The 22,949-nt window shown below is 69.5% G+C and carries 22 protein-coding genes; 11 read left to right on the forward strand and 11 right to left on the reverse strand.

Going from position 1 to position 22,949, the window contains the following annotated elements; genetic code table 11:
• The first annotated feature begins 122 nt into the window (after window positions 1–122).
• Window positions 123–1,535, forward strand: coding sequence for an MFS transporter (locus ABTZ94_RS14980; RefSeq protein ID WP_502967247.1), 1,413 nt, complete (start codon window positions 123–125; stop codon window positions 1,533–1,535).
• 35 nt (window positions 1,536–1,570) lie between these two features.
• Here the strand turns inward: ABTZ94_RS14980 and ABTZ94_RS14985 are convergent, their stop codons facing one another.
• Window positions 1,571–2,191: a class I SAM-dependent methyltransferase gene (locus tag ABTZ94_RS14985; protein WP_351201125.1), complete on the reverse strand. Its 621-nt coding sequence runs from the start codon at window positions 2,189–2,191 to the stop codon at window positions 1,571–1,573.
• A 100-nt stretch (window positions 2,192–2,291) separates the two neighbouring features.
• On the opposite strand from ABTZ94_RS14985, the gene ABTZ94_RS14990 reads away from it, so the two are divergent.
• Window positions 2,292–2,957 carry a hypothetical protein gene (locus tag ABTZ94_RS14990; RefSeq protein WP_351201127.1) on the forward strand — a complete coding sequence of 222 codons (666 nt, stop codon included), beginning with the start codon at window positions 2,292–2,294 and terminating at the stop codon, window positions 2,955–2,957.
• A gap of 53 nt (window positions 2,958–3,010) precedes the next feature.
• Complete coding sequence (locus ABTZ94_RS14995) at window positions 3,011–3,376, forward strand: hypothetical protein (RefSeq protein ID WP_351201129.1); 366 nt, start codon at window positions 3,011–3,013, stop codon at window positions 3,374–3,376.
• Between the two features lie 15 nt (window positions 3,377–3,391).
• Here the strand turns inward: ABTZ94_RS14995 and ABTZ94_RS15000 are convergent, their stop codons facing one another.
• Entirely contained in the window at window positions 3,392–4,630 is a 1,239-nt protein-coding gene (locus ABTZ94_RS15000; protein WP_351201131.1) for a THUMP-like domain-containing protein, read from the reverse strand.
• Between the two features lie 115 nt (window positions 4,631–4,745).
• Between ABTZ94_RS15000 and ABTZ94_RS15005 the strand changes: the two genes are divergently transcribed.
• Window positions 4,746–5,711: a polysaccharide deacetylase family protein gene (locus ABTZ94_RS15005; RefSeq protein WP_351201133.1), complete on the forward strand. Its 966-nt coding sequence runs from the start codon at window positions 4,746–4,748 to the stop codon at window positions 5,709–5,711.
• Between the two features lie 11 nt (window positions 5,712–5,722).
• Here ABTZ94_RS15005 and ABTZ94_RS37850 read toward each other — a convergent pair whose 3' ends face one another.
• On the reverse strand, window positions 5,723–6,424 hold the full coding sequence (locus ABTZ94_RS37850; RefSeq protein WP_502967246.1) for a DUF6234 family protein: 702 nt from the start codon (window positions 6,422–6,424) through the stop codon (window positions 5,723–5,725).
• A gap of 328 nt (window positions 6,425–6,752) precedes the next feature.
• On the opposite strand from ABTZ94_RS37850, the gene groES reads away from it, so the two are divergent.
• Window positions 6,753–7,061 carry a co-chaperone GroES gene (groES, locus tag ABTZ94_RS15020; protein ID WP_093540722.1) on the forward strand — a complete coding sequence of 103 codons (309 nt, stop codon included), beginning with the start codon at window positions 6,753–6,755 and terminating at the stop codon, window positions 7,059–7,061.
• A gap of 99 nt (window positions 7,062–7,160) precedes the next feature.
• Window positions 7,161–8,786 (forward strand): chaperonin GroEL, encoded by a 1,626-nt coding sequence (gene groL, locus ABTZ94_RS15025; protein WP_351201137.1) that lies wholly within the window; start codon window positions 7,161–7,163, stop codon window positions 8,784–8,786.
• A 192-nt stretch (window positions 8,787–8,978) separates the two neighbouring features.
• Here groL and ABTZ94_RS15030 read toward each other — a convergent pair whose 3' ends face one another.
• The 7 genes from ABTZ94_RS15030 to ABTZ94_RS15060 all read right to left on the reverse strand — a co-directional run bounded on the left by ABTZ94_RS15030 (window position 8,979) and on the right by ABTZ94_RS15060 (window position 16,504).
• Window positions 8,979–10,007, reverse strand: coding sequence for a hydroxyacid dehydrogenase (locus tag ABTZ94_RS15030; RefSeq protein ID WP_351201139.1), 1,029 nt, complete (start codon window positions 10,005–10,007; stop codon window positions 8,979–8,981).
• A gap of 35 nt (window positions 10,008–10,042) precedes the next feature.
• Window positions 10,043–10,897 (reverse strand): carbohydrate ABC transporter permease, encoded by an 855-nt coding sequence (locus tag ABTZ94_RS15035; RefSeq protein WP_351201141.1) that lies wholly within the window; start codon window positions 10,895–10,897, stop codon window positions 10,043–10,045.
• Window positions 10,894–11,787, reverse strand: a complete 894-nt coding sequence (locus ABTZ94_RS15040) for a carbohydrate ABC transporter permease (protein ID WP_351201143.1) — start codon at window positions 11,785–11,787, stop codon at window positions 10,894–10,896. The genes ABTZ94_RS15035 and ABTZ94_RS15040 overlap by 4 nt, the downstream gene beginning before the upstream one ends.
• Window positions 11,787–13,112 (reverse strand): ABC transporter substrate-binding protein, encoded by a 1,326-nt coding sequence (locus ABTZ94_RS15045; RefSeq protein WP_351201145.1) that lies wholly within the window; start codon window positions 13,110–13,112, stop codon window positions 11,787–11,789. The genes ABTZ94_RS15040 and ABTZ94_RS15045 overlap by 1 nt, the downstream gene beginning before the upstream one ends.
• A 191-nt stretch (window positions 13,113–13,303) precedes the next feature.
• The gene (locus ABTZ94_RS15050; protein ID WP_351201147.1) at window positions 13,304–14,389 is read right to left on the reverse strand and encodes a LacI family DNA-binding transcriptional regulator; all 1,086 of its coding nucleotides are present in this window, start codon (window positions 14,387–14,389) and stop codon (window positions 13,304–13,306) included.
• Window positions 14,390–15,020: 631 nt separating this feature from the next.
• Entirely contained in the window at window positions 15,021–15,794 is a 774-nt protein-coding gene (locus ABTZ94_RS15055) for an SDR family NAD(P)-dependent oxidoreductase (RefSeq protein WP_351201149.1), read from the reverse strand.
• A gap of 35 nt (window positions 15,795–15,829) precedes the next feature.
• Window positions 15,830–16,504 (reverse strand): MOSC domain-containing protein, encoded by a 675-nt coding sequence (locus tag ABTZ94_RS15060; RefSeq protein WP_351201158.1) that lies wholly within the window; start codon window positions 16,502–16,504, stop codon window positions 15,830–15,832.
• 117 nt (window positions 16,505–16,621) lie between these two features.
• On the opposite strand from ABTZ94_RS15060, the gene ABTZ94_RS15065 reads away from it, so the two are divergent.
• Window positions 16,622–17,512, forward strand: coding sequence for a LysR family transcriptional regulator (locus tag ABTZ94_RS15065; RefSeq protein ID WP_351201151.1), 891 nt, complete (start codon window positions 16,622–16,624; stop codon window positions 17,510–17,512).
• Window positions 17,513–17,600: 88 nt separating this feature from the next.
• Here ABTZ94_RS15065 and ABTZ94_RS15070 read toward each other — a convergent pair whose 3' ends face one another.
• Window positions 17,601–17,936, reverse strand: coding sequence for a WhiB family transcriptional regulator (locus ABTZ94_RS15070; protein ID WP_093893461.1), 336 nt, complete (start codon window positions 17,934–17,936; stop codon window positions 17,601–17,603).
• Between the two features lie 423 nt (window positions 17,937–18,359).
• Between ABTZ94_RS15070 and ABTZ94_RS15075 the strand changes: the two genes are divergently transcribed.
• The 4 genes from ABTZ94_RS15075 (at window position 18,360) to ABTZ94_RS15090 (ending at window position 22,906) form a co-directional block, all read left to right on the forward strand.
• Window positions 18,360–18,971, forward strand: a complete 612-nt coding sequence (locus ABTZ94_RS15075) for a response regulator transcription factor (protein WP_003948568.1) — start codon at window positions 18,360–18,362, stop codon at window positions 18,969–18,971.
• A 297-nt stretch (window positions 18,972–19,268) separates the two neighbouring features.
• Window positions 19,269–19,844 carry a sigma-70 family RNA polymerase sigma factor gene (locus ABTZ94_RS15080; RefSeq protein ID WP_093893485.1) on the forward strand — a complete coding sequence of 192 codons (576 nt, stop codon included), beginning with the start codon at window positions 19,269–19,271 and terminating at the stop codon, window positions 19,842–19,844.
• 128 nt (window positions 19,845–19,972) lie between these two features.
• Window positions 19,973–21,475: an IMP dehydrogenase gene (gene guaB / locus ABTZ94_RS15085; protein ID WP_351201154.1), complete on the forward strand. Its 1,503-nt coding sequence runs from the start codon at window positions 19,973–19,975 to the stop codon at window positions 21,473–21,475.
• A gap of 306 nt (window positions 21,476–21,781) precedes the next feature.
• Window positions 21,782–22,906 (forward strand): GuaB3 family IMP dehydrogenase-related protein, encoded by a 1,125-nt coding sequence (locus ABTZ94_RS15090; protein ID WP_326767276.1) that lies wholly within the window; start codon window positions 21,782–21,784, stop codon window positions 22,904–22,906.
• The last annotated feature ends 43 nt before the right edge of the window (window positions 22,907–22,949 follow it).

The following is a 22,949-nucleotide window of genomic DNA, read 5'->3' on the forward strand; positions in this document are numbered from 1 at the left end:
GACTAATTTCTATACGCGTATAGTAATGGCTCGACCGAGCGACCGCGAGAGAAGGGGAAGTCGTGAACGACCGTTTAGGGAAGGCGCGTTGGCTGTTGCTGGTGGCGCTCATCGTGCAGTTCATGGTGGCGTTGGACATGTCCGTGGTGAACGTCGCGCTGCCGGACATGCGCCGCGATCTCGGCTTCACCCCGGAGGGGCTCCTCTGGGTGGTGAACGCCTATGCGCTGGCGTTCGGCGGGCTGTTGATGCTCGGCGGGCGTCTCGCCGACCTGATCGGCAGCAGCCGGGTCCTGACGGCGGGCCTGGTGCTGTTCGGCGTGGCGAGCCTGGCCGGGGGACTCGCGTGGTCGCCCGGCGGGCTGATCGCCGCACGGGCGGTGCAGGGGATCGGCGCGGCCGCGCTCGCCCCGGTCGCCTTCGCCCTGATCGCCATCGCCTTCCCGGCCGGGCCCGCTCGCTCCCGCGCCCTGGGGCTGTGGGGCATGGCGGGTGCGGCGGGCGGCGCGGTCGGCGTGCTCGCCGGCGGGGTGCTCACCGATGTGGCGAGCTGGCGTGCGGTGATGCTGGTGAATCTGCCGATCGTGGTGTTCGCGCTGGTGGGGGCCGTACGCTCCGGGCTGGAGGGCCACCCCGCCCGGACCGGCGCCCGGCTCGATGTGGCAGGAGCGCTGCTGGCCACCGTCGGTACGACGCTGCTGGTCCTCGGGCTCGTACGCACATCGACCCATCCGTGGGGTTCGGCCCAGACGCTGAGCACACTCGGCGCGGCCGTGCTCCTGCTGATCGCCTTCGCAGGCGTCGAGCTGCGGGCCGGGACTCCGCTGCTGCGTCTCGGTCTGCTGAAGGGGAGGCCGGTCCTGACCGCGAATCTCTTCTGCCTGCTGCTGAGCTCGGGGCAGTTCGCCGCGTTCTACTTCGTCTCGCTCTACATGCAGCAGGTGCTCGGTTACGGGCCGACCGCCGCCGGTGCCGCTTTCCTGCCGTTCTCGGTGGGCGTCGTCGCGGGCTCGGTCGTCGCCACCCGTACGGTCGCGGCGCTCGGCACCCGTCGGCTGCTGGCGGTGGGCGGTGGTCTTGCCGCGCTCGGCCTCGCCGGGTTCGCGGCGACGGTGCGGGCGGACGGCAGCTTCCTGTACTCGATCCTCGGCCCGTCCCTGGTCTGCAGCGCCGGCATAGGGATGTGCTTCGTACCGCTCGGCACCGCGGCCACGACCGATGTCGCATCCGATGAGACGGGGATGGCCTCCGGGCTGCTGAACAGCGCCCGCCAGGTCGGCGGCTCGCTGGGACTCGCGGTCCTGGTAACGGTCGCCGCCCAGGCCACCGGCGACGGGGGCCGTCCGGCCGATCTGGCGGCGGGGTACGCGACGGCGTTCTGGGTCTGCGCGGGGCTGCTCGCGGCGGCGGCGCTGGTGGCCCTGGTGCTGCTCCCAGCAGTGGAACGGACTGCTCCGGTGGCCGCTCCGGAAGATTCTCAGAAGAATTCCGGTGGAGCTGTCGATCCGGCCGCCTCCCCTTCGACGCAAGGGTGAGAGGCGGGGAGGGGCCCGCCCCGGCCCCAGCCCTGTCAGGGCGCGGCGACGCCCATCGACTCGGCGGCCAGCGGCCTCGGTGCGCCCTTCTCGTAGAACACGTCGAGGTCGACGATCGTGAACCCCGCGGCCGTCAGTACCTCGGCGATCGGCCGGGTCAGACGGCACCCGGCGAAGAGCCGCCGCTCCACCGGATCGAGGCGGCGCTGCCAGCGGCGCACGTTCTCGTCCTCCTCCGGCGCCAGCCCGTGCTCCAGGAAGTGCAGGGTCGCACCGGGCTTGAGGACCCGCCGCACCTCGCGCAGCGCCGCATCGGCGTCGGGGATGGTGCACAGCGTCCATGTGGACAGGGCGCCGTCGAAGGTGTCGTCCTCGAACGGCAGGTACTGACTGTCCAGGCAGGCGCGCCGCACCGGCGTGTGCCCCGCGTCGATGCGGTCGCGGGCCAGCTTCCAGCCGAGATCGGACGGCTCGACCGCGGCCACGTCGGTGACGGCATCCGGGTAGAACGGAACGTTGTGCCCGGAACCGAACCCGATCTCGATGATCTCCCCGTACAAGCCTTCGCAGACCCGGCGCCGCAGCGGTTCGGTCGACTTCATTCCGCCGACGGCATCGGCGATCCGGGGCACGATCCGTTCGACATAGAACCCCATCGCGAACCTCCGTGTGTCCCTCTCCAGCATGGCACCGCGGCGGCCCCGGCGCACCGTGCCGCCCGCGGAGGGCGGGCGCGCGGTCGGTAGGGTCGGGCCCATGTCTCGCCGCGCACAACTGCCGCCGCCCCCGCCACCCGTGGAGATACGTTCCTGGCCCGACCGTGAGGCGCTGCTCACCGACCGGGCCGAGGTGCTCGGGGAGTTGGTGAAGATGCATATTTCACCGGGCCGGCTGGCGATGCTGTGGCTGTGGGGAGCGCTCTGCGCGGTGGGCTGGTCGCTGGTCGGCGCGGCGCTCATCACGCTGGAGGAGACGTACGACGTCTTCAGCGCCTTGCTCGGTGTGATCCTCGGCGGCATGGGCGCCTGCTGCACGGTGCCCGCGATCATCCTCGTGATCATCGGTCTGATCCGCGACCGCGACATCCGCCGACTGCTCGCCGCCTGGGGTGAGTTGGACCGCGATCCGGTGCGCGACGCGCGGTTGCGGATGCCGGGCGTCAGTCTCGTCTGGCTGCTGATGTCCTTCGCTCTGTGCGCACTCGGGCTGTACGCGTGCATCGCCTTCCCGGCAACCTCCGAGGCGGCCCGGGACAGTTTCGGGCTGGTCGCCCTGGTCATGGGACTCGGGATGACCGGGTGGCTCGTCGGACTGATCGGCATCACCAAGGCGTTCGCCCACCGCCGTTGGGTGCTGCGGACCCTGATCGGGGCGCCAGCTCCCGGGCCGCTGTTCTCCGTCGGGGGCGGCGCGCACCGCTGACCCCGGACCTATCCTGGCCGGATACATGAGTCACGCAGGGGGAGGAGTGTCACATGCAGTGGTACTGGTGGGTACTCATCATCTTCTGGACAGGCGGCTTCGGATGGGCCGTCGACAATGTCCGTACCGCACTGCGCAACCGGCACACCCGCAAGCTGGAGCTGCTGGAGGCGTCCAGGCAGGAGCGGCTGGCCGTCGAAGCGGCCCACAAGCCGCCGGAGCCGGTCTGCGGCTGCACGCACCATCTCGCCAAGCACGACAAGCAGGGCAAGTGCCATGAGCGGGTCGAGGTGCCGACGGCCTGGGACGAGTCCAAGAAGCCGGTCCGCTTCGAGTCGGGACAGTGCAACTGCCAGCAGTACGTGGGTCCTCAGCCGCTCTCGCAGGTGTACGCCGAGGACCTGACCGACCTGGTCTGACGGCCGCCCCACCGGTCAGGCGGGGCCGGTCACCGGGTGGCCGATCAGCATCGTCGGGGCTCCGGCCACCCGGGTCAGGAAGACCGTCGCGGAGTTCGGCCCCTGGAGCTTCATCCGGCGGCGCAGCTCCTCCGGTTCGACGGCCGATCCGCGCTTCTTCACCGTCAGGACGCCGACCTTCCGCTCCCGCAGCAGCGCCTTGAGCTTCTTCATGTTGAACGGCAGCCGGTCGGTGATCTCGTACCCGGCTGTGTACGGGGAGTCGTACGGCTGGTCGCTCGTGACATACGCGATGGTCTCGTCGACCAGCCGGCCGTCGCACCGCGCCACGATGTCGGCGACCAGATGGGCGCGGATGACGGCGCCGTCCGGCTCGTACAGATAGCGGCCGACCGGGCCGACGGGCGGGGCGGGCAGCGGGGCGCCGGACCACAGGGTGGCGCGGGCCGGAAGCACGGTGGCGCGGTGGGAACCGGCCGCGAAGCCCTCACCGAACCAGAGCACCGCCTCCTTCACATCGCCGCCGTCCGAGATCCACTCGGCCTCCGCCTGCGCCGGGATCGCCTCGTGCGGGATGCCGGGAGCGATCTTCAGCGCGGCACGGGGGGCCTTGAGCGCGGCGCCGGTCGCCCAGGAGAGCGGCGGTGAGTACGCCTCGGGGTCGAAGATCCTGCCCCTGCCGCCGCGCCGGGCCGGGTCGACGAAGACCGCGTCGTACGGCGAGGTGTCGATCTCGGTGACATCGGCGCACCGCACCTCGATCAGACCGTCCAGGCCGAGCGCGGCGGCGTTGGCGCGGGCCACCTCGGCGGTCAGCGGGTCGCGGTCCACCGCGAGGACAAAGATGCCCGCCCGTGCGAGCGCGATCGCGTCGCCGCCGATCCCGCAGCAGAGGTCGGCGACGCTGCGCACCCCGCCCGCCTCCACGAATCGCCGAGCGCGATGGGTGGCCACCGACGTACGGGTCGCCTGCTCGACGCCGTTCGGCGTGAAGAACATCCGGTACGCGTCCTCGGCACCGAATTTCGCCACCGCCCGCTGCCGCAGCCGCGCCTGCCCCAGTGCCGCCGATACCAGCGAGGCCGGGTGGGTGCGGCGCAGCCGGGTGGCGGTGGCGAGTTCCTGGGCGGGGTCGTACGACCGCAGCCCGTCCAGGAGCGCCGCACCCTCGGGGGTGCGCAGGGCCATGAAAGCGGCGAGCGGGTCGCCGGCGCCGGACGGGTCGTTCGGGGGGAGAGCGTTCACCCGTCCCATTGTGAGCCAACCGGGTTGACCGGCGGGCCCGGTGGCGGTGTCGGGCCGGGGCGCCCAACACGTGCTGGCAGGATGCGACGCCATGCAGCTAGTACGACAAAAGGAAAAATTAACCATGAAAAGGAGTAGATCGGTTGTGCTGGGGCGGGGCGCGCGGGGGCCCGGCAGGCATCGGCCGGCCTGCGCGGTCCTGGCCGCACTCCTGGTCGCCGCGGTCTGCTCCGGCTGCGCCTCCGGGGCCGGCGGCCGGTTCGGCGACGAGCACCGGGCCCGACCCGCCGCCGGACCCCCGGGCGGTCCCGGACAGCGGGCCGGCCAGGGCGGCGCACCCGCCGGGCTCCGTGAGAACGCGAGGTTCAGCCCGGCTGTACGGGCGGCCCTCGCCAAGAAGTGGGGGCTGGCCAGGCCACCCCTGATCGCGCCCCTGCCGCCTGCCGTGAAGCCGCACATCACCACCCGCGAGGGGTTCGAGGTCAACGGCGGTGACGACTCGCTGCCGCCGGTCTTCACCACCGTCCCGACCAAGGACCGGGTCGTCTTCCTGACGATGGACGACGGTGCCGAGAAGGACCCCGAACTGCTGCAGATGATGGACGAGCTGGACATCCCGTACAGCGCGTTCCTCAGCGACTACCTGGTGCGCGACAGCTACGGGTACTTCCTGGAGATGCAGCGGCTGGGCGTCGGCCTCAACAACCACACGCTCAACCACCCCTACCTGCCCGGGCTCTCGTACAGCGAGCAGAGGAGCGAGATCTGCGACCAGCAGGCCGTCATCGAGAAGCAGTACGGGCAGCGGCCCACCCTCTTCCGCCCGCCGTACGGCAACTACAACGGGGACACGCTCCGCATCGCGAAGTCCTGCGGCATCAAGGCCGTGCCGCTCTGGAACGCGGAGGCGTTCCCGGACCACATGGAGTGGCGCGAGGAGGATCAGGACCTGCACCCCGGCGACATCATCCTCACGCACTTCCGGGGCCGGAAGGAATGGGGTACCAGCATGTCCGGCCTGGTCCGGGCGGTCATGAAGACCATCACGGACAAGGGGTACGCCGTGGCCCGGCTGGAGGACTACGTATGAGAGCCGGAGGACTACGTATGAGAAGCGCGTACCGGCTGCTCGCCGGACTGCTGACAGCCGGTGCGCTGCTGACCGCCACCACCGGGTGCGCACAGTCGGTCGATCCGATCGAACGGCTGGGCCGCAAGGCCGCGCAGAGGGTGACCCACACGCACCCGACACCCGCGGCCGGCCCGCAGGCGCATCCGCACGGCGATCACGGGGCGTCGGGGTCGCGGGTCGTCATCGCCTGCCGTCAGCCGCCGGAGTCCCGGCACTCGCGGCTGTCGCCACCGCTGAGGCACTGGTGGCCGGACCGGCCGGGATCGTACGAAGGAGTGGAGGCCGGCGCCGGGTGCGAGCGGCGGTAGTCCTCGTGCCCGGTCAGCACTGTCGCCACGCACAGCAGGAGCGCGGCCAGGATTCGCGCCCGCCCAGGGCCAGTTCGAGCGGATCAGGACCACGGCGAACAGGGAGACCACCGCGGCGATCCCGCCGAGGACGAGGACCGGCGTCCAGTCCATGGGCGGCGGGTCCGTCAGCTCCTGGCCACCGGGGTCCCACCGCGAGAACGCCAGGTAATAGGCGGCGCCCGCACAGATCAGCCCCTCCAGGACCACCAGCAGCAGACCCAGCAGCACATCGAGGCAGCCGTTCACGGGGCGCGGGGAATCCTGCGTCACCGAGGGGCGATGCGGGAGCGGGTTCGACGGCTGGTACGGAGGTTCGAGCATCAACCCACCGTCGTACGGAACGGTGCGGTCCGCCCCTGCGTTGTCCTTATGTTGTCCGGACCGTTGCGTCGTCCGGGCCGTTGCATGCCCTCGGCGCCCCGTCGCGCCGCGCGCGAGCGGGGGCCGACATGACGCCACGACTGGCTGAATTGGCACTCCGCTTGACCGAGTGCTAATCCCGGTCATAGTCTCGGTGCTGGCACTCACCACTGGAGAGTGCCAGCAGTACTGTGCGACTGGCAGGTCCGGCACCCGCGACGACGGATCCACCTGGTCGCCACCCAAAGACTCTTAACCCCGTGAGATCTCCGAAGGGGGAGACCGGATCGTGTCGACCGCCAGCACCAAGGTTGCGATCAAGCCGCTCGAGGACCGCATTGTGGTCCAGCCGCTCGACGCCGAGCAGACCACGGCCTCCGGCCTGGTCATTCCGGACACTGCCAAGGAGAAGCCCCAGGAGGGCGTCGTCCTGGCCGTGGGCCCGGGCCGCTTCGAGAACGGCGAGCGCCTTCCGCTCGACGTCAAGACCGGCGACGTCGTGCTCTACAGCAAGTACGGCGGCACCGAGGTGAAGTACAACGGCGAGGAGTACCTCGTCCTCTCGGCTCGCGACGTGCTCGCGATCATCGAGAAGTAATTCACCCACGTTTGCTTCTGTTCTGCGCCCCTGGCCCCCTGCGAATAACCAGCCGGGTGGTCGGGGGCGCAGTTCGTTTGAGAGGAAAGCTCAGCTGCCATGGCGAAGATCCTGAAGTTCGACGAGGACGCCCGTCGCGCCCTTGAGCGCGGCGTCAACAAGCTTGCCGACACGGTCAAGGTGACGATCGGCCCCAAGGGCCGCAACGTCGTCATCGACAAGAAGTTCGGCGCTCCCACCATCACCAACGACGGTGTCACCATCGCGCGCGAGGTCGAGCTCGACGACCCGTACGAGAACCTCGGTGCCCAGCTGGTGAAGGAGGTGGCGACCAAGACCAACGACGTGGCGGGTGACGGTACGACCACCGCCACCGTGCTGGCCCAGGCGCTCGTCCGCGAGGGTCTGCGCAACGTCGCCGCGGGTGCTTCCCCGGCCGCCCTGAAGAAGGGCATCGACGCCGCGGTCAAGGCCGTGTCCGAGGAGCTCCTCGCGACCGCCCGCCCGATCGACGACAAGACCGACATCGCCGCCGTGGCCGCGCTCTCCGCGCAGGACCCGCAGGTCGGCGAGCTCATCGCGGACGCGATGGACAAGGTCGGCAAGGACGGTGTCATCACCGTCGAGGAGTCCAACACCTTCGGTCTGGACCTCGACTTCACCGAGGGCATGGCCTTCGACAAGGGCTACCTGTCCCCGTACATGGTGACCGACCAGGAGCGTATGGAGGCCGTCCTCGACGACCCGTACATCCTGATCCACCAGGGCAAGATCGGCTCGATCCAGGAGCTGCTCCCGCTGCTGGAGAAGGTCATCCAGGCCGGTGGCTCCAAGCCGCTGCTGATCATCGCCGAGGACGTCGAGGGCGAGGCGCTGTCGACCCTCGTCGTCAACAAGATCCGTGGCACCTTCAACGCCGTCGCGGTGAAGGCCCCGGGCTTCGGTGACCGCCGCAAGGCCATGCTCGGCGACATCGCCACCCTCACCGGTGCGACCGTCATCGCCGAGGAGGTCGGCCTCAAGCTCGACCAGGCCGGTCTGGACGTGCTGGGCACCGCCCGCCGCGTCACCGTCTCCAAGGACGACACGACGATCGTGGACGGCGGCGGCGAGCCCGGCGACGTCAAGGGCCGGGTCAACCAGATCAAGGCCGAGATCGAGGCCACGGACTCCGACTGGGACCGCGAGAAGCTCCAGGAGCGCCTCGCGAAGCTGGCCGGCGGCGTGTGCGTGATCCGTGTCGGTGCCGCCACCGAGGTGGAGCTCAAGGAGAAGAAGCACCGTCTGGAGGACGCCATCTCCGCGACCCGCGCCGCGGTCGAGGAGGGCATCGTCTCCGGTGGTGGCTCCGCTCTGGTCCACGCCGTCAAGGTTCTCGAGGGCAACCTCGACAAGACCGGCGACGAGGCCACCGGTGTCGCGGTCGTGCGCCGCGCCGCCGTCGAGCCGCTGCGCTGGATCGCCGAGAACGCGGGCCTCGAGGGTTACGTCATCACCTCGAAGGTCGCCGATCTCGACAAGGGCCAGGGCTTCAACGCCGCGACCGGCGAGTACGGCGACCTGGTGAAGGCCGGCGTCATCGACCCGGTCAAGGTCACCCGCTCCGCGCTGGAGAACGCCGCGTCCATCGCGTCGCTGCTGCTCACGACCGAGACGCTGGTCGTCGAGAAGCCGGCCGAGGAAGAGGCCGAGGCCGGCCACGGCGGCCACGGCCACTCGCACTAGCGTGTAGCTCTGCTCAGCCACTGAGGCCCGGTACCCCGTCGTGGGGTACCGGGCCTCGGGCTGTCAGATCAAGCCCGTCCGGCGTTCGAGGGCCGGGGCCGGGGCCGGGGCGATCCCCCATGCGGCAAAGCCGCCCATCGACACTGCCGACGACACTGCCGGGAAGAGGCGGGCAGGGGACAAAGCCCCCCGTCACGCCGAGTGCGGCAGCGCTCCCGCTCGGACCGCATCCGCGAAGGGCAGGCCGGCCGCGAACCGCTCCAACTCATCCAGCGCCTGGTCGGCCATCCGGTGCAGCTCGCCGCCCAGCGAACCCGCGACATGCGGAGTGAGCAGCACATTCGGCAGGTCGTACAACGGTGAGTGCGCAGGCGGAAGTTCGGGCTCCGTCACATCCAGCACCGCGTGCAGCCGACCGGTCGTCAGCTCGGGCAGCAGCGCCTCCTCGTCGATCAGCGATCCCCGCGCCGTGTTGATCAGGGTCGCCCCGGTGGCCATGGCCGACAGCTGTGCCGCGCCGATCATGTGGTGCGTCTGTGGCAGCTGCGGCGCGTGCACCGATACGACCGAGCTGCTCGCACACAGCTCGTCGAGCGAGGTGAGCCGTACACCGAGCCGCGCCGCCTCCGGACCGTCCACGTACGGGTCGTACAGCAGGACGTCCAGGTCGAAGGGGCGCAGCAGCTCGATCACGCGCCGGCCGATGCGGGAGGCACCGACGATGCCGACCGTGCGGCGGTAGTTGCCGGAGCCATCGAGCTCCGCGAGCCAGTCGTGGTCGGTGCGCAGGGCGCGATAGCGGTCCGCGGAGTGCAGGATGCGCTTGCCCGCGAAGAGGATCGCGGCGAGCGTGAATTCGGCGACCGGCAGCGCGTTGGCCCCGGCCGCCGAGGTGACGGCGATCCCGCGCCCCCAGCAGGCGTCCGTGATGTGATGCTTCACGGAACCGGCAGCGTGCACCACGGCCCGCAGCCGGGGCGCGGCCGCCAGCACCTCGGCGGTGAGCGGCGTCGCACCCCAGCAGGTGAACAGCACCTCGGCATCGGCGAGCGCGGCGGCCACTTCGGGCGTCGGGTCGGCCAAGTCGTGGGCGACGAGGTGTGGATCGGTACGGGTGAGGGCCGCCAGCCGGGTGCGGTGGCGGTCGGCGAGGAGGCGTCCGGCGATGCCGGGGCCCATCGCGAGCAGGGCCGTCGGCCGGTTGTCAGTGGCGTGGGGCATGGTGGAATTCGTACTCCTCAGGTCTCGCGCGAGAGTCACTTGACGCTGCCGGCGGTCAGACCGGCCTTCCAGTGCCGCTGCAGCGAGACGAAGGCGACGATCAGGGGGATGACGGCGAGGAGAGAGCCGGTGACGACGAGCGGATAGAAGCTCGGCTCGCCGTGGGTGTTGGTGTTCCAGGAGTACAGACCGAGACTCAGCGGGAAGAGCTTACGGTCCGAGAGCATCACGAGGGGGAGGAAGAAGTTGTTCCAGATCGCGGTGAACTGAAAGAGGAAGACGGTCACGAAGCCCGGCATGACCATGCGCAGCCCGATGGACCAGAAGACGCGCAGCTCGCCGGCCCCGTCGATACGGGCGGCCTCCAGGGCCTCGTTCGGTATGTAGCCGGTGCTGAACACCCGGGCGAGATACACGCCGAACGGGTTGACGAGCACCGGGATCAGTACGGACCAGTAGGTGTTGACCAGGCCGGTCTTGGAGGCCAGGAGATACATCGGCAGGGCGAGCGCCGTGGTGGGGACGAGCACGCCCATCAGCACGAGGCCGAACAGCTTCTCCTTGCCCCGGAATTCGTACTTGTCGAAGGCGTACCCCGCGGCGACACAGATCAGCGAGCAGACGATCGCCCCGCCGCCCGCGTAGAAGAGGCTGTTGAGGTACCAGCGGAAGTAGATGCCGTCGCCGTAGGAGGCCAGGTCCGACAGATTCTCGCCGAGGTTGAAGCCCTCGAAGGAGAAGGCGTTGCCCGCGAGCAGATCGCCGGTGTCCTTCGTGGCGGCGGTGACCAACCAGACGAGCGGGAAGAGCATGTAGACGACGGCGAGCAGAAGGAAGCCGTTGACCGCGGTCTTCGACATCCAGCGGCCGCGTGAGGCGGGGGAGTTCATGCTTTCTTGCCCTTCCGGCCGGTGAAGCGGGTGACGACGAAGGACAGCAGCGCGGCCGTGAGCGCCAGCAGGATGGAGGAGGCCGCGGCGAGACCGTAGTCGTTGCGTTCGAAGGCCGCGGTGTACGCGTACATGTTCGGCGTCCAGGTGGACGTGACGGCGGACCCGGTCCCCTTGTTGAGGATCAGTGGCTCGGTGAACAGCTGGAGCGAGCCGATGACCGTGAACAGCGCGACCATCACGACCGAGGCGCGGATCAGCGGAACCTTGATGCTGAGTGCGACGCGCCAGGCACCGGCCCCGTCGACCGTGGCCGCTTCGAGTACGGAGCGGTCGATGGCCTGCAACGCGGCGTAGAAGATCACCATGTTGTAGCCGAGCCACTCCCACAGGGCGATGTTGACGATGGAGGGGAGGGCGCCCTCGGGTGAGAAGAAGTCGAAGCCGATTCCGCCGGACTCCATGGCGCTGACCACCGGGCTGAGCTGGGGTGTGTAGAGGTAGACCCAGATCAGCGCGGCGATGATGCCGGGCACGGCGTGCGGCAGGAAGAGCGCGAGCTGGAAGAACCGGCGGGCGCGGGCCAGTGCGGAGTCCAGCAGCAGGGCGAGGGCGAGGGCCCCGATGAGCAGCAGCGGAATGTAGAACAGGCAGTATCCGAGGAGTACGCCGAAGCCCTCGCGGAACGCCCGGTCGCCCAGGGCCGCCGTGTAGTTGTCGAGTCCGCTGAAGACGGTCTCGGTGCCGCCGAAGCCCAGGCCGGACTGTTTCTCGGTGAACAGGCTGAGCCAGACCGCGTATCCGATCGGCAGCACCATGGCCACGGTGAACAGTACGAAGAAGGGCCCCAGCAGGATGGCGGCGGCTCTGGTCGTCCGGGCGCGCTTCATCAGCCTGCGTCCTCGACCTTCAGACCGCGCTTCTTCAGCTCGGCGACCGTGGCGTCGTGTCCGGCCTTCACCGCGTCCTTGATGGTGGTGCCGCTGCTGGCGACCTTGCCGAACTGGTCCTTGATGGTGGTGTTCGTCGTGCCGGTCGTCGGGCCCCAGTTCCAGTCGGGGCCGATGGACGTCGCGGCGTCCTCGAACACCTGGTAGATGTCCTCGCCGCCGTAGAAGTCCGCGTCGAAGGCCTTCTTCGCCACCGGGCGCAGCGCCGCCGCGGCCGGGAAGGCGCTCGAAGTGCCGGACTCGATGCGGGCCTTGATGCCTTCCTCGGTGGTCGACATCCAGGTGGCGAACTCGACCGCGGCCTCGGCCTTCTTGCTGGTCTTCGTCACCGCGAAGGTGGAGCCGCCGAGCATGCCGCTGGCCGGCTTGCCGTCCCAGCTGGGCATCGGGGCGACGGCCCACTTGCCGCTCTGCTCGGGCAGCGTGCCCTTGAGGACGCCCGCGCCCCAGGCGGCGCCGAGGTAGCCGACGGTGCCGCCGCTCTTCAGGGAGTTGGTCCACTCGGGGCTGAACGAGGCGTTCGCGCGGATCAGGTCGTCGTCGAGCAGGCCCTGCCAGTAGTCGGCGACCTTGTTGGTGGCAGCGTCGGCCGTGCTGAGCTTCCAGGTGTCGCCCTCGGGCTTGAACCACTGGGCGCCGGCCTGCCAGGCCATCGCCTGGAACGTGGTCGGGTCGTCGGGGAAGAAGGTGCCGATACGGGCCTTCTTGTCGGCCTTCTTGATCTTCTCGGCGGCCTTGCGGAACTCGTCCCAGGTCTTGGGGACCTCGACGCCGTACTTCTCGAACAGGTCCTTGCGGTAGTAGAAGGACTGCGGCGAGGCGTCGAACGGAACGGCCCAGTTCTTGCCGCCGAGCGTCGTCAGCTCGACCGCCTGCGGCAGCAGCTTCTTCTTGATGTCGTCGGTGAAGTACTGGCCGATGTCCTGGAGCGCGCCCTGACTGACGTACTCCGGAAGCTGCGGGTACTCGATGGAGACCAGGTCGGGGGCGTTGCCCGCCTTCACCGCGTTGGAGATCTTGGCGTAGCCGCCCGCGTTGCCGGACGGGATCTCCTCGTACACCACCTTGATGTTCTTGTGCGAGGCGTTGAACGCGTCAACGACCTCCTTGGACCCCTTGGTCCAGCCCCAGAAGGTGATGCTGACGGGCTTGCCGCCGCTTCCGGCGGCGGCACTGTCGCCGCTGCCGCCACAAGCCGTGAGAACGGCGAGGGCGGTGGCGGCGCCGACTACGGCGAGGGACGTTCTGCTCGAACTGCGGCTCACAGCGAGGCTCCTGAACAGGCGACGACATTGGCGTTGGCCGTGATCCTTGGACCAGCCGTGACCGAAGTCAAGAGCGAAAGAGCGATTGATCGAAAAAAGATCAGATAAGTTACGTACGGAAGTGGGTGGAATGCCTGCGGGAGGGGGCGCGAGGTCTGCGGGAACGCCTGCTTCAACGCCTGCTTCACCGCCTACGAGAGCGGCGCTCCGCACGAGTCCCTGACCCGCAGCTGCGGGAGCAGCGTCAGATGCCGCCGGGGCATGTCCGCGCCCTGGCCGAGCCGCTCCACCAGCAGTTCCGTCGCATGGCGGCCCACTTCGCGCTTGGGCGGTGCTACCGCCGTGAGCGGGGTGTCGGCGAGGGCCGCCACCTCGTCGTCGTACGCGATCAGCGCCAGATCGTCCGGCACCCGTACGCTCAGCTCGGCCAGGCGCTGCACCACCTGGATCGCGTCCACGTCGTTGTGGATCAGCGCTGCCGTCGCCACCCCCGAGTGGACCGCCTCGCGCAGCGCCTGCACGGCCTGTTCGAACGCGTGCGGAGCGAGTTCGGCCGGTACGGAATCGATCACGTCCTGCGGTGCGCGCAGCCCGAGCACGGCCAGGGCCTCCTCGTACCCGGACCGCACTGCGACGGCGGTCGGGGAGTCTGCACGGGCCATCAGCAGCGGCGCCCCGTGCCCGAGATCCACCAGGTGGCGTACGGCGAGCAGCACCCCGTGCGCGTGGTCCGAGCAGACCCGGTCCAGGCCGTCCAGCGGGGAGCCCGCGGTGGGCCTGCGCTCCAGCAGGACGGTCGGCACGGGCAGCGAGGCGATCCAGTCGCCGAACGTGGCGGGGTCGCCGGGGTGCTGCCAGCCCGGCGCGACCAGGAGCCCCTCGGCGCCCGCGGAGAGCAGGCCCTCGGTGCGGGCGTGGTCCTCCTGCGGCCGGTAGTCGGAGATCCGCAGGATCAGCCGGGCGCCCGCCCTGGCTGCGGCCTCGTGCGCTCCACGGATGACCTCGGCGAAGTAGTAGGTCGACGAGGGTGCGAGCATGCCGAGGACCAGGCCGGTGCCACCGGGCCCCGCTGTGGCGGAGGGGGCGGCGTCCTGCGGCCAGGACACCGAACCGTGGACCCGGTCGAGCAGGCCCCGGCCGGCCAGCTCCTCCACGTCCCGGCGCACTGTGACGGGAGAGACCCCCAGCTGCGAGGCCAGATCCGAGACCCGGGCCGAGCCCCGTTCCCGTACCAGCCCCAGCAGGCGGTCATGACGTTCAACAGCACTTTCGCGCACGGCAGCAGTCCCCTCGCAGTGTGTGGCCCGGCCTCCGGTCCGGCCGGCGCCGGGGCCTTCGTCCGACCCTAGACCAACGTGATCGAACGATGGGAGTTTCGATCATTCAAACGCAATCCATTGACGTTCGATCAATCCGAGCCCAGGATTCCGGCGATGCCGACTCGTCCCGTCCCTGACTGTTCGTACGGAGGAATTGTGAGACATCGCGTCACCGCCAATCCGGTTGGAGTGGGGCCGGTGATCGCCTTCGGCGGTAAAGAGTCTGTGTGAGCGCAAGGACTGGCTGGTGTCGGGACGTTCATGAGCGAGCAGACAGTAGCGAAGCGGCACATCGGGCATCGTGCCCGGGCTCGCCCCGGCTCCTGCCCTCAAGCAAACTCGACGAGCAGGCGCACGCTGCCGGCAGATGATGCCAAGGGGCCAGCGGGCCCTGGCGAACGCGGATGCCGCGATGCGCCAGGCCCGCAAGGACATCGACTTCCTCGCCGTTCTCCCCGCCCGGGCCGCGCAGGCAGTGCTCAAAAACGTACGTGCAGGCGTGGAAGAACTGCTGGGGCGGCGGCGTGGAGGCCCACACCGGTTCCTGCGCGGGCCGCGGCGCTCAAGCATCACGTACCGCCGCCCACTCTCACTGAGGTCCGTACTTGCGGCCTGTCTTGGCGGCGACCCCTCCGAGCAGGCCGCGCGGCGTCACCTTCACAAGCCCCATCAACGCCTTGTACCGCGGGTCCGGGACCGAGACCGACCTACCGCGCGCCAGGTCCGCCAGGGCCGCCGCCACCAGCTTGTCCGCGTCGAGCCACATCCAGCCCGGGATGTTGCCGGTCCCCATCCCGGCCCGCTCGTGGAACTCGGTCCGTACGAAGCCGGGGCACAGAGCCATCAGCCGCACCCCCGAACCGGCCAGGTCCTTCGCCGCGCCCTGGGTGAACTGCACGATCCATGCCTTGGACGCGCCGTACGTCCCGCGCGGCACGAACGCCGCCACCGAGGCCACATTGACGACCCCGCCCCGCCCGCGCTCCCGCATCCCGGCCGCCGCCGCCGAAGTCAGCCGCAGCACCGCCTCGCAGTGCACCTTCAGCATGTTCAGCTCATCGGTCATGGGCACATCCAGATAGCGGCCCTTGTTGCCGAACCCGGCGTTGTTGACCAGTAGATCGACCGGCTGGTGACGGTCCGTCAACCGGGCCTCGACCGCGGCGATCCCCTTGTCCTCGGACAGGTCGGCCGTCAGCACCTCGGCCTCGATACCGTGCCGGTCGTGCAGCTCGGTCGCCTGCTCGCGCAGCCGCTCGGTGCTGCGCGCCACCAGCACCAGGTTGTGCCCATCGGCCGCGAGCCGCCGCGCGAAGGCGGCTCCGATCCCTGCGGTCGCGCCCGTAATCAGTGCAGTTGTCATATGCGGCACGTTAGTGCCTGTCCGGCACGCCGCGATCAGTCGTCCGCCGCCTCCGTCTCCACGTACTTCAGAGCGGCACGCAGCGTCTCGGGATGCAGCGCTTCCCCGGCCGCGAGCAGCTTCGGGAGCAGCTCCCGTCGCGTCGTCGAGGCCAGGAAGTCCAGCTGCACGGTGACGTCGTGGTCGGGCCGGTGCGCTATCTCGACCGGGTCCCCGGCGCGGATCTCGCCCGGCTCGATCACCCGCAGATAGGCACCCGGGGCAGCCGCCTGCGTGAACCGCTTGACCCAGCGCTTCTCGTCGACATGACCGGCGAACGTACGGCAGGGAATCCGGCTCGACGTGACCTCCAGCACCAGATCGGGGCCGATCCGCCAGCGCTCGCCGATCTTCGCGCCGCTCACGTCCAGACCGCTGGTCGTCAGGTTCTCGCCGAACGCGCCATTGGCCAGCGGGCGGCCCAGCTCCCGCTCCCAGACGTCGAGTTCCTCGCGGGCGAATGCGTACACCGCCTGGTCGGAGCCGCCGTGATGGCGCAGATCGCACACCGCGTCCCCGGCCAGGCCACTGCCGCCAGTGCCCTTGGGGCCGGGGTCGGTAACGCGTATGGGACCGTCGGCAGGCTGCTTGTCGATCCCGGTCGCGCCGCCGGGGGCATCGGTGTAGTCGACGGCCTCGGGCCGTCCCACATTCACGGTCAGCAGCTTCATCGGCTTCATCGGCTTCATCGGCTTCATCGGCTTCATGCGGAGGACGCTAGCCACTTCACCCTCAAAGATGCGCATCAATAATTCGCACCCGTCCCAAGAGCCGCTTATGGTTGAAGGGTGATCGAAGCTCGTCATCTCCGTGTCCTGCGCGCCGTGGCCGCCACTGGCTCGTTCTCCGCCGCCGCCCGCGAACTGGGCTGCACCCAGCCGGCGGTCAGCCAGCAGATGAAGGCCCTGGAAGTCTCTGCGGGGACCACCCTGCTGATCCGTACGGGACGCGAGATGAGGCTCACCCAGGCGGGGGAGGCCCTCGTCCGGCACGCCTCCGGAATCCTGGCCGGGCTCACCGCCGCCGAGGAGGAGGTCGCCGCCATCGCCGGACTGCGGGCCGGCCGGGTCCGGCTCGTCTCGTTCCCCAGTGGCAGCTCCACGCTGGTCCCCGGCGCCCTCGCGGCGCTGCGCGCGGCCCACCCCGGCACCCGTGTCTCCCTGGTGGAGGCCGAGCCGCCGCGTTCGGTCGAGATGCTGCGCGAGGGCGACTGCGACATCGCGCTGGCGTTCCGTTACGGCGCCTCCGGCGCGGAGTGGGAGGACCTGGTCGTACGCCCGCTGCTCACCGACCGGCTGATCGGCCTGGTCCCCGAGGGGCACCGGCTTGCCGGTTCGGCCGCGGTCGGTATCGCCGAGCTGGCCGACGAGTCGTGGATCGCGGGCTGTCCGCGCTGCCGCCGCCAGCTGGTGGAGGTCTGTGAGAAGTCCGGCTTCACGCCCCGGATCGACTTCGCCACCGACGACTACCCGGCAGTGATCGGCCTGGTCGGCGCCGGACTCGGGGTGGCCGTACTGCCGGAGCTGGCGATCGAGTCGGTACGCCCCAAGGGGGCCCGCACCGTGACGGTCGAGCCGGCCATCGAGCGCGAGATCGTCGCCCTGACCCTGCCCGACCTGGCCCAAGTGCCGGCGGTGGCGGCCACCCTGGACCGGCTGTCCCTGGCGGCCTCCCGCTGAGTGCGGGGCCTGCCTGTGGCCCGGCCCCCTCGGTGGCCGGGTGAGGTACAGAAACGTTTTTGTATTTGTTGCGCGGGGGACGGCGTGATCAGCCGTGCCCCGACGGGGACGGAAGGCCCGACGGCGCCGCTGCCGCGATCAGCCGGTTGCGGGCCCGCCCCATGAGCTCCTCGCGTTCGTCCTCGGTCAGTCCGCCCCACACTCCGTAGGGCTCTCGTACCGCCAGTGCGTGTGCTGCGCACTCGGCACGTACCGGGCATCGCATACAGACCTCTTTCGCCGAGTTCTCGCGGGCGCTCCGTGCCGCCCCGCGTTCACCCTCCGGGTGGAAGAACAGCGAGCTGTCGACCCCGCGGCAGGCCGCCAACAGCTGCCAGTCCCACAGATCGGCGTTGGGTCCGGGAAGCCGGGAGAAATCTGCCATTGCTTGTCTCCTCGAAACCATGCTGAGTCGGAATCGTCGGTGTCGTCCATTGCTGACCGTGTTCATGACATTTACATCTACTTACATCTACGGTGTAAGTAGATGTAAATATGACTGATTGCGAATCTAGCCATAGACACCAGCAAAAGGGAAGAAAACCCGCCAAATGAGGCATATCTTCACGTGAAGTTTCGGTTGACGGTTGGATGACTCGTGCCGCTCTCCTCCGTGTGCGGGTCCTCACGTAGAGTGCCGAACCCGGCCGCCCGACCCGTAACTCTTTCGAGTGACCGTCGTTGAGAGGGCGTAGGCGGTTGACAGAAAAAGCGATCGGGCAGATGTCCGAGAGCGTCAACCGCTCAGGTGACGACTTGTAACAGCCTGGAGGCTCAAGGTGACGCGCATCAGCTGCGGAGGACGGTCATGACATCCGTCCTCGTCTGCGACGACTCCCCGCTTGCCCGAGAAGCGCTCCGTCGCGCGGTCGCGACCGTGCCCGGCGTCGAGCGTGTGACGACGGCGGCCAACGGCGAGGAAGTCCTCCGCCGCTGGGGCGCCGACCGTTCGGATCTGATTCTGATGGACGTACGCATGCCCGGTCTGGGGGGTGTGGAGACGGTCCGGCGGCTGCTCTCCGCCGACCCCGGCGCCAGGATCATCATGCTGACCGTCGCCGAGGACCTGGACGGTGTCGCGCTCGCGGTCGCCGCCGGTGCCCGCGGTTATCTGCACAAGGACGCCTCACGCGCGGAGCTGCGGGCCACCGTCACCCAGGCGCTGGCCGATCCGACGTGGCGGCTCGCCCCGCGCCGGCTGCGGTCGGCCGAGATGGGAGCGGCGCCGACGCTCACCGCACGTGAGATCCAGGTGCTCGAAGGAATGAGTCACGGCCGCTCGAACGCCGAGATCGGCCGTGAGCTGTTCCTCTCCGAGGACACCGTGAAGACGCACGCCAGGCGTCTGTTCAAGAAGCTCGGCGCCTCGGACCGGGCGCACGCCGTGGCGCTCGGCTTCCGCTGGGGCCTGGTCCGCTGAGGACCGGCCATGGCCGGCAGCCGATCGATTCCCCGTCCGCACACCGGCGGACGGGGTGATGTGGCCGACGCGCGCGGGGCGGGCTCCGCCCCGCCGGTGGTGCCCTCCGCACCGACGGTTTGTGAAGCTTCCCGGCCGATGCCGCATCCTTGACATGTGGAGTTCCTCGGGAACGATTCGGTCGAGCGGAAGGGGAGGGCGCAGGGCATGACTTCCGGCGCACCCGCTCATAACGCTTCGGTGCACAACTACGGACGCGGCGGAGCGAAAGACGCGGCTCCGGGGCACCATGGTCCGATGCGCGACGACGAGACGACGGTGATCGGTGCACTGGTGCACCGCGCCGTCGAGGGGGACGCGCAGGCCACCCATGATCTGCTGGCCCATGTCCACCCTCTCGCGCTGCGCTACTGCAGGTCCCGGCTGAACCGGCTGCCCGGTGATGCCCGCCACTTCGTGGAGGATCTGGCGCAGGAGGTCTGTGTCGCGGTGCTGATGGCGCTGCCGCGCTACAAGGACACCGGCAGACCCTTCGAAGCCTTTGTCTTCGCCATCGCGGGCCACAAGGTCGCCGATCTCCAACGGGCCGCCATGCGGCACCCGGGATCGACGGCCGTCCCCTCCGACGAGATGCCCGAGCGGCCGGACGATTCGCTCGGGCCCGAGGAGCGCGCGCTGCTCAGCAGCGATGCGGCCTGGGCCAAGAAGCTTCTTGCCAACCTCCCGGACAACCAGCGTGAGCTGCTCGTTCTGCGGGTGGCGGTCGGTCTGACCGCCGAGGAGACCGGACAGATGCTGGGCATGTCGCCGGGTGCCGTCCGGGTTGCCCAGCACCGGGCGCTGAGCAGGCTGCGGGCCCTCGCGGAGCAGTGAGCCGGGCCCTGTCCAGGTTCCGTACGAAGCTACAGAACCTCTAGGTGATCTTGCTCGTGGAATGAGACACCCCCGGAGGCCGTTAGCATGGACATCCGCACCGATCAAGGCCATTTGGGGAAGGTGTCATGACTGCAAACGTCGACGGAGTGCCCGAGAAATTCGCGACACTCGGGCTGACATACGACGACGTGCTGCTGCTGCCCGGCGCGTCCGACATGGCGCCCGATCAGATCGATACCTCTTCGTACATCTCCAAGAACGTGCGGGTGAACATCCCGCTGCTCTCCGCCGCGATGGACAAGGTCACCGAGGCCCGCATGGCGATCGCCATGGCCCGGCAGGGCGGCGCCGGTGTGCTGCACCGCAACCTCTCCATCGCCGACCAGGCCAACCAGGTCGACCTGGTGAAGCGCTCCGAGTCCGGCATGGTCACCGACCCGATCACGGTGCACCCGGACGCGACACTGCGCGACGCCGACGAGCTGTGTGCCAAATTCCGCATCAGCGGTGTCCCGGTCACCGACGCCGCGGGCAAGCTGCTCGGCATCGTCACCAACCGTGACATGGCATTCGAGTCGGACCGTACGCGCCAGGTGCGCGAGGTCATGACGCCGATGCCGCTGGTCACCGGCAAGGTCGGCATCTCCGGCATGGACGCCATGGAGCTGCTGCGCCGCCACAAGATCGAGAAGCTTCCGCTGGTCGACGACGCGGGGGTCCTCAAGGGCCTCATCACCGTCAAGGACTTCGTCAAGGCCGAGCAGTACCCGAACGCCGCCAAGGACAAGGAAGGCCGGCTGCTGGTCGGCGCCGCCGTCGGTGTCGCGGGCGACGCGTACGAGCGGGCCCAGGCGCTCATCGAGGCGGGCGTCGACTTCATCGTCGTCGACACCGCCCACGGTCACTCCCGGCTGGTCGGCGACATGGTCGCCAAGATCAAGTCGAACTCCTCGGTCGACGTCATCGGCGGCAACATCGCCACCCGTGACGGCGCCCAGGCGCTGATCGACGCGGGCGTCGACGGCATCAAGGTCGGCGTCGGCCCCGGCTCCATCTGCACCACCCGCGTCGTCGCCGGCATCGGTGTCCCGCAGGTCACCGCGATCTACGAGGCCTCGCTCGCCGCCAAGGCGGCCGGTGTCCCGGTCATCGGCGACGGCGGCCTGCAGTACTCCGGCGACATAGCCAAGGCCCTGGTGGCCGGTGCGGACACCGTGATGCTCGGCTCGCTGCTTGCGGGCTGCGAGGAGTCCCCGGGCGAGCTGCTCTTCATCAACGGCAAGCAGTTCAAGTCGTACCGCGGCATGGGTTCGCTCGCCGCGATGCAGACCCGTGGCGACCGCAAGTCGTTCTCCAAGGACCGCTACTTCCAGGAGGGCGTCGCCTCCGACGAGAAGCTGGTCCCCGAGGGCATCGAGGGCCAGGTCCCCTACCGCGGCCCGCTCTCCGCGGTCGTCCACCAGCTCACCGGCGGTCTGCGCCAGTCGATGTTCTACGTCGGCGGCCGCACCGTCCCGGAGCTCCAGGCCAACGGCCGGTTCGTCCGGATCACCTCGGCGGGTCTCAAGGAGAGCCACCCGCACGACATCCAGATGACGGTCGAGGCGCCGAACTACAGCAGGAAGTAACGCAACAGCGCAGCTGAGGGGCGGCCCGGGGTTCCCGGGACCGCCCCTCACGACCTCCCCCACGACAGGGAGCGGGCTCCCGACGCCCTGCGACTCCGCTTGCGGCGTTGTCGTCAGTCAGCGACGCTCCTTCCCCGAGCTCTCGGCTTCGCTCGACCAGGGGAGACCCATCCGCTTCCTTCCTCCGCCTTGCAATCGAAGCCGCATGACGCCGCTCGCTGATCCGCTCCCTGTCGTGGGGGAGGTCGTCAGCCGTGTATCGGGGATACTGGACAACGCAGACGTAGAGGGAAAGGCCACACCATCGTGACTGAGATCGAGATCGGGCGCGGCAAGCGCGGCCGCCGGGCGTACGCATTCGACGACATCGCCGTCGTTCCGAGCCGTCGTACCCGCGACCCGAAGGAGGTCTCGATCGCCTGGCAGATCGACGCCTACCGTTTCGAGCTGCCGTTCCTGGCGGCTCCCATGGACTCCGTGGTCTCCCCGCAGACCGCGATCCATATCGGTGAGCTGGGCGGCCTCGGTGTCCTCAACCTCGAGGGCCTGTGGACCCGGCACGCCGACCCGCAGCCGCTGCTCGACGAGATCGCCGAGATGCCCGTGGAGTCGGCGACCCGCCGCCTCCAGGAGATCTACTCCGCTCCGATCCAGGAGGAGCTGATCGGGCAGCGCATCAAGGAGGTGCGCGACTCCGGTGTCGTCACCGCCGCCGCGCTCTCCCCGCAGCGCACCGCGCAGTTCTCCAAGGCCGTCGTCGACGCGGGTGTGGACATCTTCGTCATCCGCGGTACGACGGTCTCCGCCGAGCACGTCTCGGGTGCGGCCGAGCCGCTCAACCTCAAGCAGTTCATCTACGAGCTGGACGTCCCGGTGATCGTCGGCGGCTGCGCCACGTACACCGCGGCCCTGCACCTGATGCGGACCGGCGCGGCCGGTGTCCTCGTCGGCTTCGGCGGCGGCGCCGCGCACACCACGCGCAACGTCTTCGGCATCCAGGTCCCGATGGCGACCGCGGTCGCCGATGTGGCCGGGGCCCGCCGCGACTACATGGACGAGTCCGGCGGCCGGTACGTGCACGTGATCGCGGACGGCGGCGTCGGCTGGTCCGGCGACCTGCCGAAGGCCATCGCCTGTGGTGCGGACGCCGTGATGATGGGCTCCCCGCTGGCCCGTGCGACGGACGCGCCGGGCCGCGGCCGCCACTGGGGCATGGAGGCCGTCCACGAGGACGTGCCGCGCGGCAAGCTGGTGGACCTGGGCTCCGTCGGCACGACCGAGGAGGTCCTCACCGGTCCTTCGCACACCCCCGACGGCTCGATGAACATCTTCGGTGCGCTGCGCCGGGCGATGGCGACGACGGGGTACAGCGACCTCAAGGAGTTCCAGCGCGTCGAGGTGACGGTGGCTGACTCGCAGCACCGCCGCTGACCGCTCTCAACAGCACGGGCGAGGCCCGGACCGCCCATGCGGT

Source organism: Streptomyces sp. NPDC002785 (assembly GCF_040295565.1).
Taxonomy (GTDB): Bacteria; Actinomycetota; Actinomycetes; order Streptomycetales; family Streptomycetaceae; genus Streptomyces.